This is a genomic window from Acidovorax sp. CF316 (genome assembly GCF_000276605.1).
Taxonomy (GTDB): domain Bacteria; phylum Pseudomonadota; class Gammaproteobacteria; order Burkholderiales; family Burkholderiaceae_C; genus Acidovorax.
This window is the reverse complement of record NZ_AKJX01000162.1, coordinates 18,382-33,366: the sequence shown is the minus strand read 5'-3', so window position 1 is coordinate 33,366 and position 14,985 is coordinate 18,382. Positions and strand designations below refer to the sequence as shown.

Genomic DNA, 14,985 nt, shown 5'->3' with positions numbered 1-14,985 from the left:
CCCAAATTAGCGGTATGCCTGCATGCCCTGTTGTTCACCATGCAAGAATTTCTTCCCCATTCCCGACCCCGAGGAAAAACCCATCCCTTCGCGCCGGTCGATCTCTCGACCGACTGGCAAGTGGGCGGCATTATCAAGGCCAGGGCGTTTCGCGTGGCCGCGCACGCAGGCCATGAAGCCTGCTCCAACGGGGTCTACACGGTGGAGCGTTGTGTCGGCTCCATCGAGCTGACGGGCAATAAGGCGGGGCAGACCCATACCACCTTGCTGATCGGCTTTTCTCTGGCACCCGATCTGCCGGCGCCCAGCTTCAGCATTGCATCTCGCGAGGCGATCGGCACGCTCACGCTGCCGGCGCATCTGTTCGGGGCCTTCCTGGCCATCGTCCATGCCTCGCCCCTGTATTTCCGGATGGGGGGCGACGGTTACTGCAACGCCATTGCCAACGATGCGACGTTCCTGACCTAACCTTCTTCCAACCCAGCCGGTACTGGCAGCACCACCGCCAGGTACGGGCCAGGGTCAGCGTGCGGCCCGGGTACGGTCGGTCTGGCCATCCATCATGTCGCGCACCTTCCTGGCCAGGGCCGTGAGCTCAAAAGGCTTGGTCATGACTTCCATGCCCGCATCGAGCAGGCCGTTGCCCACGGCAGCGTTCTGGGCAAAGCCGGTGATGAACAGAACCTTGAGCTGCGGCCGGTCCTGCCGTGCCGCGTCCGCCACCTGGCGGCCGTTGAGCCCGCCGGGCAGGCCCACGTCGGTGAGTAGCAGGTCCACGCGGCGCATGGAGGCCAGGGTGCGCAGGGCGCTGGGGCCGTCGTGGGCCTCTACCACCACGTAGCCGGCGTCCTTGAGCACCTCCACCGTCAGGGTGCGGATGGTGCTTTCGTCCTCCACCACCAGGATGGTTTCGCCATCGCCCTGCTGCACGCTGTCGGCGGGGCTTTCCGCCGCGTCTTCCAGCACCTGGCCGTCGTGGCGTGGCAGGTACAGGCGCATGGTGGTGCCCACGCCCACCTCGGATTGCACGCGCACGTGGCCACCCGACTGGCGCACGAAGCCATACACCATCGACAGGCCCAGGCCCGTGCCCTGGCCCGTGGGCTTGGTGGTGAAGAAGGGGTCGAAGATCTGCTCGATGAGCTCGGCCGGCATGCCCGAGCCGGTGTCGGTGACGGACAGGCACACATAGTCGGCCACCGGCAGGCCCTGACTGCGCACCATACCGTCCGTGGCCGCGATGTTGGTAGTGGCGATGGCCAGGCGCCCGCCGCCGGGCAGCATGGCGTCGCGCGCGTTGATGCACAGGTTGAGCAGCGAGTTCTCAAGTTGCGAGGGGTCCACGCGGGTGGTCCACAGGCCCTCGGCCGCCGTGCATTCGACCTGCACGTCCGGCCCGACCGAGCGGCGCACCAGCTCTTCGAGCCCGGCCACCAGGCGGTTCAGGTCGGTGGCCTTGGGGTCCAGTGTCTGGCGCCGGGCAAAGGCCAGGAGGCGCTGGGTCAGCGCCGCTGCGCGCTTGACCGAGTCCTGGCCCATGGCGATGTAGCGCTCTGCCTGGTCGAGCTTGCCCTGGCGCATGCGCACCTTGAGCACCTGCAGGCTGGCACTCACCGCGCCCAGCAGGTTGTTGAAGTCGTGGGCTATGCCGCCCGTGAGCTGGCCCACGGCTTCCATCTTCTGTGACTGGCGCAGTGCCTCTTCCACGGCCATCAGCTCGCCCGTGCGCGCCGCCACGGCGGCTTCGAGATTCTCGTTCACATCGCGCAGCCGTGCTTCGCTGAGTGCCAGGGCGTTGGCACTGCGCACGCGTTCGGAAACCGACCGGATGCGCTCGGCGAACTCGTGCACGAAGTCGACTTCCTCCAGCGTCCACTGGCGCGTGCCGCCGTAGTGCAGCAAGAGGATGGCCACGAGCTGGCCCTGCTCGATCAGCGGCACGCTCAGCAGGGCTCCCACCCCCTGGGTATCTAGCGTTCCCCGGGGGTAGCGGGCGGGGTCGGCTGCGGTGTCGGCCACCACCAGGGGGTCACCGCGCCGCAGCACATCGGAGAAGGAGGCGAGGTCCTTCACGCGCCAGGTGCCAGCCAGCGTGGCCAGGCCATGGCCGCTCCAGTCCTGGTCGATGGTGCACAGCTCGCCCGTGGCGTCGATGCTGCCGTAGCAGGCCCGGTCCACGCGCAGTGCTTCGCCCAGCAGGCGCGCGCCTTCGGCGGCGATGGCCGGCAGCTCGCCCACCTCGCGCAGCCGCTCAGGCAGGCGCGCCAGCAGGTTGCGCCAATGCTCGGCGCGCCGGCGCTGGGTGACGTCGCGCACCACGGCCAGCGAGCCCAGGGGCCGGCCCAGCGGGCCGAGCAGGGGCGAGACCACGGCCTCGACGTCGATCAGCCGGCCATCGTTCACGCGGTGCACGGTGCCCAACGTGGCCAGGGGGGCGCCGGGGGCGCTCACAGCGGCGTCCTCCCCGCCGCTGCCGGGCATCTCGGTGAAGATGAACTGCCGGGGCTGGCCCAGCACGTCGGAGGACTGCACGCCGTAGAGCCGCTCCGCGGCGGTGTTGACGTACATCACCAGCCCGTCCTGGTCGAAGGCGAAGACGGCGTCCTCCATCTGGCCCAGCACGTCCTGGCGCAACTGGTCAGTGGCCGCGTGCGCACTCTCCAGGGTATAGATGGCGTTGTTCACCACAAGCGCATCGACGTCGCCGGTGTGGATGGCGTGCAGCGTTTCCTCCAGCTCCTGCAGCCGCAACCGGAGGGTGGCGTTCTCGGCGGTGAGGTCGCCCTCGCTGCCCAGGCTCGGTTCGAATGCGTCCGCCGTCATGCGGCCCCCGGCGATGGCAGCAGGCCGAAGGCCTTGCGCAAGCGGCCCAGGTCCGACAGGTCACCGATAAAGCGGCGCTGCGGCAGCGGCGCCAGGCGCAGCAGGGTGGGCGACACGATGATCTGGTCGGCCCGCGCCGCATCCACGTTCTCGGCGATGTTCAACACTGTGAGTTGGTGCGCGCCGGGATAGGCCTCCTGCAGGATACGGCGCGCGTTGGCGATGGCACGCAATGATATGGGCGAGGCCATGCTCACATACAGCCGATAGTCGTTGAGGGGCGAAACCTCGGCTGGCTGATCGCGGTGCGCAACATGGCGGGTTTCGGTCATGGGGTTCAGACGAGGGGCTTCACATCCAGCCCGACGAGCACGCGCTCCTCGTTCGAAAGGTCGCCGATGATCTTGCGGATCGGCTCGGGGAACTTGCGCACCAGCGTCGGCACGGCCAGGATCTGGTCGCCGGCCGCCAGCTGCGGGTTGACCAGCAGATCCACTACCTCGATGCTGTAGCGGCCCGCCAGGTGCGTCTCGCACAGGCGCTTGAGGTTCTCCAGCGCGGCGGCGGAGCGGGGCGTGGAGCCGGCCACGTACAGCCTGAGCTGCCATTCGGGCTTGGCGGACGTGGCGGATGCCTTTTCGCGCAGGGGGGTGATTGTTGCCATGGAAGTCAGCCTTTGCGTGCGGCGGGTTTGCTGGCGGCGCTGCCGCTGGTGCCGCGCCTGGCCGCGATGCTGCGCGCGCGATCCTGCACGCCCTGGGCTTCCAGCTGCTCGCGCTCGATCTCGAACTCCACCTCGCCGGCGCGCTCCAGGGCTTGCGCATTCAGGGCCGCGATCTGCGCATCCAGTGTCTTGCGGCGGTTGGCCAGGTCGCGAAGGCGGCGCGCGTGGTCGCGCCCGCGCAGGTCGTTGGTGGCCAGCAGCTGCGCCTCGTGGGCGATGCGTGCCGTGCCGGTGAGCACCTGGTCGCCAAAGAGGTACACGTCCACCAGGTCCACGCCCGTGTCGGAAAAGACGAACTCGCGCACCTGGTTGGAGTGCGGCATGCCGCGCGACTTGAGCACCTGCAGCGTGCGCGTGCGCTCGCCGTTGACGGCCACGTTGGCCAGCAGCAGCCAGCTGTCCATCAGCGAGGACACGCCGACCTCCGAGGTGGCCAGGGGGGTGTTGGCCGCATCGGCCGTCAGGCTGGTGAACAGCGCCGTGGTGCCCTGGGTCTTGAGGAAGTCGATGAGCCGCATCAGCGTGATCTTGAGCCCGGCGTCATCGCCCTGCGAGGTCAGGTTGCTGATGGGGTCCACGACAACCACGCTGGGCGCGAATTCGCGCACCAGGTCGTACATGTGCACCAGGTGCTGCTCCAGGCCCTGAAGGGTGGGGCGCGTGGATTCAATCCTGAGCAGGCCCTTGTCTACCCAACGGCGCAGGTTCAGTCCGATGGACTCCATGTTCCGCAGCAACTGGCTCTCGGATTCCTCGTAGGCGAACAGCACGGCTTTTTCGCCACGTGCGCAGGCGGCATTCGCGAAGCTGGCAGCAATGCTGCTCTTGCCCGTGCCGGGCGCGCCCGAGACCAGCAGGCTGCTGCCCCGATATACCCCTCGGCCACCCAGCATGTCGTCCAGGCCGGCGATGCCGGTGGAGACGCGCTCGCGCGAGGCCTGGTGGTTGAGCGCCAGCGAGGTGATGGGCAGCACCGACAGGCCGGTGCGGCCGATCAGGAAGGGGTACTCGTTGGTGCCATGGGCCGAGCCGCGGTACTTCACCACACGCAGGCGTCGGGTGGAGACCTGTTCTGCGATGCGGTGGTCCAGCAGGATCACACAGTCGGCTACATACTCCTCCAGTCCATAGCGGGTGAAGGCGCTGTCGCCGCGCTCGGCGGTGATGATGGCCGTGACCCCCTTGTCCTTGAGCCAGCGGAACAGCCGGCGCAGCTCGCTGCGCAGGATGGCATGGTTGGGCACGCCCGCGAACAGGGCCTCCACGGTGTCGAGCACCACGCGCTTGGCACCGATCGAATCGATGGCATAGCCCAGGCGGATGAACAGGCCTTCGAGGTCGTACTCGCCGGTCTCCTCGATCTCGCTGCGCTCCACGCGCACGAAGTCCAGTGCCAGTTTCTTCTGCCGCTGCAGCTTTTCGAGGTCGAAGCCCAGAGAACGCATGTTCTCGGCCAGTTCGTCGGCCGACTCCTCGAACATCATGAACACGCCGGGCTCGTCGTATTCGGTAGCCCCTCGGACCAGGAATTCCGCGGCCAGCATGGTCTTGCCACAGCCCGCTGCGCCGCACACCAGGGTGGGGCGCCCGGCGGGCAGGCCGCCTTCGGTGATTTCATCGAGGCCGGAGATGCCGGTGGGCGACTTGGCAATGCCGGCGGGCGTTGTGGGCGGGGCTTTCTGCTTTGTACGGGTGGCGGCCATCGGTGCGCGATCAGGTGGAGATGGAATGAAGGGCTGGCGATGCTCCGGCCGTGACCGGACGTAAGCATCGTAGGAAATCCCTGACCGCCTCACTGTAGGACACGACCGGATTGCGCTGCGCGGTGGGCACCGGCCCTTGCGCAGAGACGGTTCACGCCGCAAAATTTGCCAAGTCGGTTGCCTGCGCAGCCAACGTACTTTTCAACCCGCCATCCCCGGAGGTTGCCATCTCCCACGCGCCCGGTCAGGACCAGCTGCAGAAAGTGCGCTGCTACACCCTCTATTACCCAGGGGGTAGGGTGTACGCGGGCGATACCGAGGGGCATCTGATCGCGCTGGCCCTGGTCAGCCACCGCAATGGGCGCTACAGCTACACGCTGGAGGGCAACGGCTTCGCAGCCGGTGGGCTGGACACGGCCCACGCCCTGCTGGAGGCCATCGCCAGCCAGCTCACGGCGGAGTACGTCGAGGCGCAGTTCCACCACAGCCCTGACCTGGCGAAGGCCGATGTCTTCGACCTCACGGCCGGGCCGCACCTGAACATCCGGCTGCCGATCTTCTGATCCCTTTCGGGCGCTTGGCCGGGAGGCGGAGCGGCTGCTGTCCTACAAGGCTGCCCTTAGGTGGGTGTTACTTTCCAAAGCACCTTCTGGAAAGGAAAACACCATGAGCGACGACAAGGACAAGACCGCACAGGACCGCCATTTTATCAACCTCAGCGAGCACTATGAAGTGCGCGACTGGAGCAACAGCCTGGGCGTGACTGAGGCGCAGTTGCGCGAGGCCGTGGCCGCCGTCGGCCCTTCGGCCGACAAGGTACGCGAGTACCTGAGCCACGCCCGCTGAAGAGGGCAACGCGATGGCGCGGGCAACCGAAGACGAAGGCAAGGCACCCACCTCCACGCGCACGATGTGGAAGGGGGCGATCAGCTTTGGTTTGGTGCACATACCCGTCGGCCTGTACTCGGCCACAGTGGACTCGGGCATCGACTTCGACTGGCTCGACAAGCGCTCCATGGAGCCCGTGGGCTACAAGCGCGTGAACAAGGTCACGGGCAAGGAGATCGCCACGGCCGACATCGTCAAGGGCATCGAGTACGAGGACGGGCACTACGTGGTGCTCACGCCCGAGGAGATTGCCGCGGCCTACCCCAAGATCACGCAGACCATCGAGATCGAGACCTTCCTCGATGCCGACGAGATCCCCTTCGTCTACCTGGAGCGGCCCTATTACACGGCCCCGCTCAAGCGCGGCGAGAAGGTCTATGCGCTGCTGCGCGAGGCCCTGCGCCAGAGCAACAAGGTGGGCGTGGCCAAGGTGGTCATCCAGACCAAGCAGCACCTGGCGGTGCTGATCCCCTGCGGGCGCGCGCTCATCCTGAACCTGCTGCGCTGGGGCGGCGAGATCCGCTCGTTTGAGCAATTGAACCTGCCGCCGCTTGATGCCAAGGCCGCCGGCATCAAGCCGGCCGAGATGGACATGGCGCTGCAGCTCATCGACGACATGACCCAGCCCTGGGACGCGGACGGCTTTCGCAACTCGTTTGCGCAGGAGATCCACAAGCTCGTCGAGACCAAGGTGGCCTCGGGCGAGACCGCCACAGTGGTCAAGGTCGACAGTGGCAAGGAAAGCGCCCCGGCCGGTGCCGACGTGCTGGACCTGACTGCACTGCTCAAGCGCAGCCTGCAGGGCAAGGGCGGCAAGGCCACCGGAGCCAAGGCCACCGGCAAGGCGGCTTCGGTGACCCCGCTGCCCGCCGCCCGCAAGGCCGCCACCAAGCCTGCGGCGAAAAAGGCCCCCGCCAAGAAAGCACCGGCGCGCAAGACGGCCGCGAAGACGGCAGCCAAGAAGGCGCCGCCCCGCCGGGCGGCCTGAGCCATGGCGAAAGACCCGCAGATGACCGACTCGCTCGCTCTCTACAAGAAGAAGCGCAACTTTGCCATCACGCCCGAGCCGGCCGAGGGCGGCGAGGCGGGCGGGCAAGCGCTGCAGTACGTGATCCAGAAGCACTGGGCCAGCCGCCTGCACTACGACCTGCGCCTGGAGCTCGACGGCACCATGAAGAGCTGGGCCGTGCCCAAGGGCCCGAGCCTGGACCCCGCCGACAAGCGCATGGCCGTGCAGGTGGAGGACCACCCGATTTCGTACAACACCTTCGAAGGCCAGATACCGCCCAAACAGTACGGTGCGGGCAAGGTCATCGTCTGGGACCGGGGCTACTGGGTGCCCGTGGGCGATGCGGCCGAGGGCTACCTCAAGGGCAAGCTCAAGTTCGCGCTGCACGGCCACAAGCTCCAAGGCCACTGGACGCTGGTGCGCATGCATGGCAAGGGCGGCGAAAAACAAGCCCCCTGGCTGCTGATCAAGGAGCACGACGATTTCGAGCGGCCTGCCGCCGAGTTCAGCGTGGTCGAAGAAATGCCCGACAGCGTGACGTCACTCGCGCCCCTGGCTCCGCCCGGGCCTGCCGGCATCGCCCGCGCCGAGGCACCGCCGGCCCGGACCGCGAAGCGGCCCAAGGTGCCGCTGCCCGACACCCTGGCACCCCAATTGGCCACCCTGGTGGACAAGCCGCCGGCCGACACAACGGACTGGCTCTGGGAGCTCAAGTTCGACGGCTACCGCCTGCTGGCGCGGGTGCACAACCGCTCCGTGCGCCTGTTCACGCGCAACGGCAACGACTGGACGCACCGCATGCCGCAGCTGGTCAAGGCCATCGGTGAGTTGCCGCTGTCCTCCGGCTGGCTCGACGGCGAAGTGGTGGCCATGGACGAACACGGAACGCCAGACTTCCAGGCGCTGCAGAACGCCTTCGATGCCAGCGTGGCCAAGGACCTGGTGTACTACCTGTTCGACCTGCCCTATGCCGACGGGCACGACCTGCGCGGCCTGCCCGTGGTGGAGCGCCGCGAGCGGCTGCGCGCCCTGGTGGAGCAGGTGGCGACCGACCGCGTGCGCTTCAGCGAGAGCTTCGAGGCCCAGCCTTCGGACCTGGTGTCCTCGGCCTGCCACCTGGGCTTCGAGGGCGTGGTCGGCAAGCGCAAGGCGGCGCCCTATGCCTCGCGGCGCAATGCCGACTGGATCAAGCTCAAGTGCAGCCACCGGCAGGAGTTCGTGATCGCCGGCTTCACCGACCCGCAGGGCTCGCGCACCGGCATCGGCTCGCTGCTGCTGGCCGTGCATGGCGACGATGGCGCGCTGCGCTATGCGGGCAACGTGGGCACGGGCTTCAGCGAGCACACCCTGCAGGAACTGGCTACCAGGCTTACGGCGCTGCACACCACCAAAAGCCCGTTCCCCGAGGGCACGGCGGTTGGCAAGAAGGCCCACTGGATCAAGCCGCGCCTGCTGGCCGAGGTGTCGTTTGCCGAGTGGACCAAGGAAGGGCGTATCCGCCATTCGGTGTTCCATGGCCTGCGCGCGGACAAGCCCGCCAAAGCCATCGTGCAGGAGAAACCCCAGGCCATGGCCGCCATCGAGAAAAAGAAGAAACCACCGGTTGCACGCAGGGCCAGGGCCGCCGCGGCATCCCTGCCGGATGCGCTGCGCATCTCGCACCCCGACCGCGTGATCGACCCCGCATCCGGCATCACCAAGATCGAGCTGGTGCGCTACTACGCCACCGTGGCTCCGCTGATGATGGAGCACTTGAAGGGCCGGCCCGTGTCGCTGGTGCGCGCGCCCGACGGCGTGGGCGGCGAGCTGTTCTTCCAGAAGCACCTGGACAAGGGGAGCATGCAAGGCGTGGCGCTGCTCGATCCGGCGCTCGACGCAGGCCATGCGCCGCTGCTCGAAGTGGCCCGGCCCGAGGGCCTGCTGTCGGCCGCGCAGATGAACGTGCTGGAGTTCCATACCTGGAACGCGCGCAAGGACCGGATCGAGCGCCCCGACCGCATGACCTTCGACCTGGACCCGGGCGAGGGCGTGTCCTGGGAGCAGGTACAACAGGCGGCCCAGCTGGTGCAGGTGATGCTCAAGGAGCTGCACCTGCCGGCCTTCCTCAAGACCAGCGGCGGCAAGGGCCTGCACGTGGTGGTGCCCATCAAGCGGCTGCAGGGCTGGGACACGGTCAAGGGCTTCTCGCAGGCCGTGGTGCAGCACCTGGCCGAGACCATTCCCGCGCGCTTCGTTGCCAAGAGCGGCCCGCGCAACCGGGTGGGCAAGATCTTCGTGGACTACCTGCGCAACGGGCGTGGGGCCACCACCGTGAGCGCCTGGTCCGCGCGCTCGCGCGAGGGCATGGGCATCTCGGTGCCCGTGGCCTGGAAGGAACTGGACGCGCTCACCAGCGGCGCGCACTGGACGGTGCGCACCGTAGGCGAGCGCCTGCGCCAGGGCAATGCGCCCTGGCAGGGCTACGCGGCGGCCGCCGTCTCGTTGTCGGGCGCCATGCGCCTGCTGGGCTACAGCGCCAAGGACTGAACCGAATTCACCCCATTTCAGCTTTCTCATCAACCATAGAAAAAACCAAAATGATCAAGATCGGCATCGTGGATGACCACAAAATCGTTCGTGCAGGCCTGCGCCAGTTCCTGGCCGACCACGTGGACCTGCGGGTGGAAGGAGAAGCCGGCAACGGGCGCGAAGCCATCGACCTGATCCGCGAGCACGACATCGACGTGCTCGTGATGGACCTGGCCATGCCCGGGCAGAGCGGCCTCGATGCCATGTCCATGCTGCGCGCCAAGGCGCCAGACATGGGCATCCTCATCCTCAGTGGCTACCCCGAGGAGCACTACGCCATCAACCTGATCCGCCAGGGCGCGAGCGGCTACCTCAACAAGGAGTGCAAGCCCTCCGAGATCGTCGAGGCGATCCGCGTCATCGCGCTGGGCAAGCGCTACCTCACGCCCACCGTGGCCGAACTGCTGGCCCAGCAGCTCAACCGCCCCGGTGAGCGGCCCGCGCACGAACATCTGTCCGAGCGCGAGTTCCAGGTGTTCCTCAAGCTCGCCCAGGGCGCCAACGTCGGCGAGATCGCCGAAGACCTGTCGCTGAGCGTCAAGACCGTGAGCACCTACCGCACGCGCCTGATGGAAAAGCTGCACCTCGATTCCAACAGCGACTTGACGTACTACGCACTCAAGAACAACCTGATCCAGTGAGCGGCGGCCGGCGGGGCAGGGGCTTCACTGCCTTCGCCGCCGCGCCCCTGCGTGGCCCGCGAGCGCCTTCACGGTGGGGCGCTGCGGCCGGGAATCTTGCTGTCCACGGCCCGCGAGGCCTTGCGGTCGCGTTCGAGTTGCTCGTCCACGAGTTCCTGCTCCACATGGTCCGGGGTGTCGTCCTGTTCCTCCGGTTCGGGCTCCGGGCGGGTGGTGGCGGCTTGGCGTCGGAAATGATCGGCAGCCGGGAACGGCCAGGAGGAAGGGGACGGGGTGGTATGGGTGTTCATGGCTTGCTCCTGCTTGGCGGGTGATATCCGCCGGATGGACCCATTTTTTCAGCGCGCCACGGTACGCGGGGTAAGACAATGGCGTTGATGGCGGCCAGGGTGCCGCCCTTCCCAGCGCTCACCAGTTCCTGCGTTGAAAGGAGGGGATGGAGGTGCTCCCCTGATGACCGGTGTTCTGCCACTTCTCCTACAGGTGAGCGCCTATTGGCCAGGGAACATGATGCTCTCTCGACACCCTTGGAGGTCACCATGTTGCAGCAACGCCCCCCTGCGGCCAGCGCCGTGTCTTTCATCGGCGCAGGTTTGGCCATGGTCGCCTATGGCGCTTCTGCCGCTGTGGGTCTGGTGGAGGGGGACGAAATTCCTGCCAAGGTACCCGCTACAACTGCGGATATTCCGCAAAGCGAACTCGGGAAATGCCTGGGTAACCGCTTCGAGGCCTACCTGTACCGAGGATGCTGACCACGCCATGGACGAACAACGCATTGCTGCACTGGTTGAGTTGGGCGTCTACCTGAAAGCCCGCAACTATGAATTCACGACGGTCACGCCCTTGACCCACCAGCGGGTGCTGCGCAACCGGGGCGACCTGCCTGCGTGCGACCTGCGCGATGCCTTTGGCTGGAACCTGCCCTTCGATAGCGCACTGCTACCAGCGCTGTTATCGGAGAAACTGGTTTCAGCACAGCTCATCGCGGAGTTGGAGGGTGGCCTGCGCAAAAGCACGGTGCGGTACAGCAGCCTCGCCGGTGGGCTGTATGCCCACTCGGGTTTTCCCACGCTGGAGGAGGATGCGGTCTTCTTCGGCCCCGATACCTATCGGTTCGCGGCCCTTATCGGCTCCGAACTGGCCGTGCGCCCCGTGGGGGCCGCGAGCCGGGTGCTGGACATGGGCTGCGGCGGCGGGCCGGGTGGAATCGTGGCGGCGCGCGCGGCCGGAAACAGCGTTCAGGAGCTGGTGCTTGCGGACATCAATCCCCAGGCGCTGGTGCTGGCGCAGGCCAATGCCCGCCTCGCGCAGAGCACTTGCTGCACCTTCGCCCAGACCGATCTGTTCCAGGATGTGGTGGGCGATTTCGATTTGATCGTCTCCAACCCGCCCTATCTGGTCGATGCGGCCAAGCGCATCTACCGGCACGGTGGTGGCGACTATGGCGAAGGGCTCTCGCAGCGCATCCTTGAACAGTCCATCGCCCACCTGCGCCCTGGTGGCCGGCTCATCCTGTACACCGGCTCCGCCGTGGTGCAGGGCGTGGACCCCTTTTCCGAGTGGGCTGCCGCCACGGCAGCACGCGCAGCTTGCCACTTCACGCGGCGCGAGATCGACTCCGATGTCTTTGGCGAGGAACTCGACCGGCCCGAGTACGCCCCGGTGGACCGGATCGCCGCGATCGGGTTGGTGGTGCACAAGCCGGCAGCATGAGGATCCTGGGCATCGGGGCCAGCAACGACCTGGCCGCCATGTACGGCGGCATGCAGGCACGGGGGCACGAGGTCAGGGTGTTCGTCCGTGATCCGGCCAGCCATGGCGTGTTCGCGGGCATGCTCACGCGCACGGACGACTGGAACACGGAGCTCGGCTGGGTCCGGCAGGCCGGGCCCGAGGGACTGATCCTTTTCGAGACGGCGGACCAGGGCGAGGTGCAGGACGCCTTGCGGGCGCAAGGCTTCCAGGTCATCGGTGGCAGCGCCCTGGGCGACCGGCTGGAGGCCGAGCGCGAGTATGGCCAGTCCGTGCTCCGGCAGGCTGGCCTGCGCACTGCGGCAAGCCATTCGTTCACCTCCTACCGCCAGGCCGTGGACTTTCTCGCCGCCCGGCGCCAGCGCTTCGTGCTCAAGTTCAACGGCGCCGCCAGCCCGCGCACCAGGAACTACATTGCCCAGAAGGGCGACAGCAGCGACCTGGCCGCGCTGCTGGAGTTCTACACTGCGCACGAAGCACCCGTGCCCTCCCCGGATTTCGTGCTCATGGAATACATCGATGGCATCGAGATTGGCGTGGGCGGGTATTTCAACGGTGCCGAGTTTCTCGAGACGGCATGCATCGACTTCGAGCACAAGCGCTTCTTTCCCGGGGAACTGGGGGAGCTGACGGGCGAGATGGGCACGGTGGTCAGCTACGGCGGCAGCGGCAGGCTGCGCGAGCTGGTCCTGGAACCCCTGGCGGGCGTGCTGCGCGATGGCGGCTATTGCGGCTACATCAATGTGAACCTCATGGCCAACGCGCAAGGGCTGTGGCCGCTGGAGTTCACCAGCCGCTTTGGCTATCCCGGTTATGCCATCTGCGAAAGCCTGCACCGGGAACCGTGGGAAGCGATCTTCCTGAAAATGCTTCGCCGCTCGCACACCCACTTCGCCACGGTACCCGGCTTTGCGGTGGGCGTGGTGCTCACCGTACCGCCGTTTCCCCATGCACAGGGATACGAAGAGCTCTCCAAGGGCATTCCGGTGATCCTGGACGAAAGCCTGTCGCACGCGGAGCGCGCGGCCATCGCCTTCGCCGAGGTGGAGATGCGCCAGGGCTCCCTGGTCACCAGCGGCACCTGCGGCTACGTGGGCGTGGCCACCGGGTGCGCACCGACGGTGGAGGCGGCGCGCCTTCGCGCGCTCGACGTGGCGCGCAAGGTCTACGTGCCCAATCTGCGCTACCGCAACGACATCGGTGCGCGGGTATCGGATGAAAGCCTGGCCCGTCTGCGGCAATGGGGCTATCTGTAGATTTCTTTGGCCGCAAGGGGTGGCGAGCCAGCGGTCGTAGGAGGCTGCCCACGCCCATGGGAGCCTTGTCCCGATAGTGGCGGAGATGGCAAGGGCCCACCCTGAGTCCATATCCAACGACAACACACCATGTACCTCCATTTGCAGGAACGCCCACGTTCCGAAACGACCATCGCTTCCCTTGACGCCATCGCATCCGCCCCGGCTGTGCGAGCAGCAGCGCTCTACGCGCCCCTCTATGACCGCCTGGCAAACCATATCCCCAGCGCGCAGGAGCGTGGGGCCGCTGCAGACTTGCTGCGCGAGACCCTGCACGGGTTGGAGCTGGGCGACGACGATCTGCCCGCGCACCCTGCCGATCTGATGGCCTGGATGGAGTCCAATATCTTGCGGGTCCACGGCCAGTACCAGGCCTACCTGGATGCCCGCAAGGCCGGCGCACCACGCCGGTACTTCACCAACCGGGCCCACGCCCTGTACTTTCTTCGCAATGTCGCGCCCACCAAGCTGGTCGACGGGTCGTGGCTGTATGGCCTGTGCGCGCATGCGGACAACTCCCGCCTGTCGGACCTGGTCACCACCTATGTGGAAGAACTGGGTGACGGCCTGGCCGACAAGAACCACGTGAAGCTGTACCGCGCGCTGCTCGCCCACTACGGCCTTGACCCCGTCGATGACCTGCCCGACGCGCTGTACCAGCAGGGGCTGGTGCAGGTCGGGCTGGGATGGAATGCGCAGGATTTCCTGCCCGAGATCGTGGGCTTTAACCTGGGCTACGAGCAGTTGCCCCTGCACCTGCTCATCACCGCCTACGAACTCAATGAACTGGGCATCGACCCTTACTATTTCACGCTGCACGTCACGGTCGACAATGCCGACACGGGGCATGCCAAGCGCGCCTGCGTGGCAGCGCTGGAAGCCGCACCGCGCATCGACGACGGTGGAGACTACTGGCGCCGGGTGCGTGCAGGCGCCAAGCTGGGCAACGTGGGGGTCAGCACGCTGGATGTGATCGACGGCTTCGACATCGACAGGGAGGTGCTGGCCATCCTGGCGCGCAAGGCGCCGTCAGGCCATGGCGCGCATTCCGACTTCTGCAAGGTGGCCGGCCGCAGCGTGAACGACTGGCTGTCCAACGCCGATGACCTGCCTGCGTTTCTGGCTGCGCTCGAACAGGCCCAATGGATCAAACGCAACCAGCCCGTGACCGACAGCCGCTTCTGGCACCTGCTGCAGGGCGAGCGTGCCGAGATGTTCGGCGTGTTCTCTCCCTACGAACTGCAGGTGATCCACGACTGGATCCGTGGTGCGGCAAGTGCCGATGGGGCGCCCTTCGAGACCGGCGCCACCCCGGCCACGGGCAAGCGGCAGATGAGCTTTCGCGTGGCCGAACGGCTCAAGGCCGCCAAGGGGGGGCGCTCCGAGCCTGCGCCAGCGGCCCTGGACACGGACTTCGAGATCTTCGAGCAGCGTTATCCCACGCTGGACGCCGTCGAGCGGCGGGATCTGCTGGTCCAGGCCATGTCGCCGGCGCTGCACTGGACGCCCGTGGGGCTCAAGGCCACACGGATGTTCCTGAACCGGGCGTGAGTTCCTGGCAAGTATCGCAAGGGGCTTGCCC

General features: G+C 67.0%; 15 protein-coding genes. 10 read left to right on the top strand and 5 right to left on the bottom strand.

Annotated features, from left to right (window positions below; all coding sequences use genetic code 11):
* Positions 1-39 precede the first annotated feature (39 nt).
* Positions 40-468, top strand: coding sequence for a hypothetical protein (locus PMI14_RS20050; protein ID WP_007857161.1), 429 nt, complete (start codon positions 40-42; stop codon positions 466-468).
* Between the two features lie 54 nt (positions 469-522).
* Here the strand turns inward: PMI14_RS20050 and PMI14_RS20045 are convergent, their stop codons facing one another.
* Genes PMI14_RS20045 through kaiC form a run of 4 tightly spaced genes read right to left on the bottom strand, consistent with a single transcriptional unit; the run spans position 523 to position 5,250 of the window.
* Positions 523-2,823 (bottom strand): ATP-binding protein, encoded by a 2,301-nt coding sequence (locus tag PMI14_RS20045; protein ID WP_007857160.1) that lies wholly within the window; start codon positions 2,821-2,823, stop codon positions 523-525.
* Complete coding sequence (locus tag PMI14_RS20040; protein WP_007857159.1) at positions 2,820-3,155, bottom strand: circadian clock KaiB family protein; 336 nt, start codon at positions 3,153-3,155, stop codon at positions 2,820-2,822. The genes PMI14_RS20045 and PMI14_RS20040 overlap by 4 nt, the downstream gene beginning before the upstream one ends.
* 5 nt (positions 3,156-3,160) lie before the next feature.
* Entirely contained in the window at positions 3,161-3,487 is a 327-nt protein-coding gene (locus tag PMI14_RS20035) for a circadian clock KaiB family protein (protein ID WP_007857158.1), read from the bottom strand.
* 5 nt (positions 3,488-3,492) lie between these two features.
* Positions 3,493-5,250 carry a circadian clock protein KaiC gene (gene kaiC / locus PMI14_RS20030; RefSeq protein WP_007857157.1) on the bottom strand — a complete coding sequence of 586 codons (1,758 nt, stop codon included), beginning with the start codon at positions 5,248-5,250 and terminating at the stop codon, positions 3,493-3,495.
* Positions 5,251-5,513: 263 nt separating this feature from the next.
* On the opposite strand from kaiC, the gene PMI14_RS20025 reads away from it, so the two are divergent.
* From PMI14_RS20025 to PMI14_RS20005, 5 genes are all read left to right on the top strand, one after another.
* Positions 5,514-5,813 (top strand): hypothetical protein, encoded by a 300-nt coding sequence (locus tag PMI14_RS20025; protein WP_146187892.1) that lies wholly within the window; start codon positions 5,514-5,516, stop codon positions 5,811-5,813.
* A gap of 103 nt (positions 5,814-5,916) precedes the next feature.
* Complete coding sequence (locus PMI14_RS20020; protein ID WP_007857155.1) at positions 5,917-6,096, top strand: DUF3606 domain-containing protein; 180 nt, start codon at positions 5,917-5,919, stop codon at positions 6,094-6,096.
* Positions 6,097-6,109: 13 nt separating this feature from the next.
* Positions 6,110-7,126, top strand: coding sequence for a Ku protein (locus PMI14_RS20015; protein ID WP_007857154.1), 1,017 nt, complete (start codon positions 6,110-6,112; stop codon positions 7,124-7,126).
* Positions 7,127-7,129: 3 nt separating this feature from the next.
* A complete protein-coding gene (gene ligD, locus PMI14_RS20010; protein WP_007857153.1) occupies positions 7,130-9,673 on the top strand; it encodes a DNA ligase D in 2,544 nt (847 codons plus the stop codon).
* 50 nt (positions 9,674-9,723) lie between these two features.
* A complete protein-coding gene (locus PMI14_RS20005) occupies positions 9,724-10,356 on the top strand; it encodes a response regulator transcription factor (protein ID WP_007857152.1) in 633 nt (210 codons plus the stop codon).
* A gap of 68 nt (positions 10,357-10,424) precedes the next feature.
* Here the strand turns inward: PMI14_RS20005 and PMI14_RS20000 are convergent, their stop codons facing one another.
* Positions 10,425-10,646 (bottom strand): hypothetical protein, encoded by a 222-nt coding sequence (locus PMI14_RS20000; protein WP_007857151.1) that lies wholly within the window; start codon positions 10,644-10,646, stop codon positions 10,425-10,427.
* Between the two features lie 249 nt (positions 10,647-10,895).
* Here PMI14_RS20000 and PMI14_RS34980 point away from each other — a divergent pair, with 249 nt between their 5' ends.
* The 4 genes from PMI14_RS34980 (at position 10,896) to PMI14_RS19985 (ending at position 14,954) form a co-directional block, all read left to right on the top strand.
* On the top strand, positions 10,896-11,108 hold the full coding sequence (locus tag PMI14_RS34980) for a hypothetical protein (protein ID WP_007857150.1): 213 nt from the start codon (positions 10,896-10,898) through the stop codon (positions 11,106-11,108).
* A 7-nt stretch (positions 11,109-11,115) separates the two neighbouring features.
* Positions 11,116-12,069: a methyltransferase gene (locus PMI14_RS19995; RefSeq protein WP_007857149.1), complete on the top strand. Its 954-nt coding sequence runs from the start codon at positions 11,116-11,118 to the stop codon at positions 12,067-12,069.
* Entirely contained in the window at positions 12,066-13,364 is a 1,299-nt protein-coding gene (locus tag PMI14_RS19990; RefSeq protein WP_007857148.1) for a phosphoribosylamine--glycine ligase, read from the top strand. Before PMI14_RS19995 ends, PMI14_RS19990 begins: the two co-directional genes overlap by 4 nt.
* Before the next feature lie 129 nt (positions 13,365-13,493).
* Positions 13,494-14,954 carry an iron-containing redox enzyme family protein gene (locus tag PMI14_RS19985; protein WP_007857147.1) on the top strand — a complete coding sequence of 487 codons (1,461 nt, stop codon included), beginning with the start codon at positions 13,494-13,496 and terminating at the stop codon, positions 14,952-14,954.
* Positions 14,955-14,985: the final 31 nt, after the last annotated feature.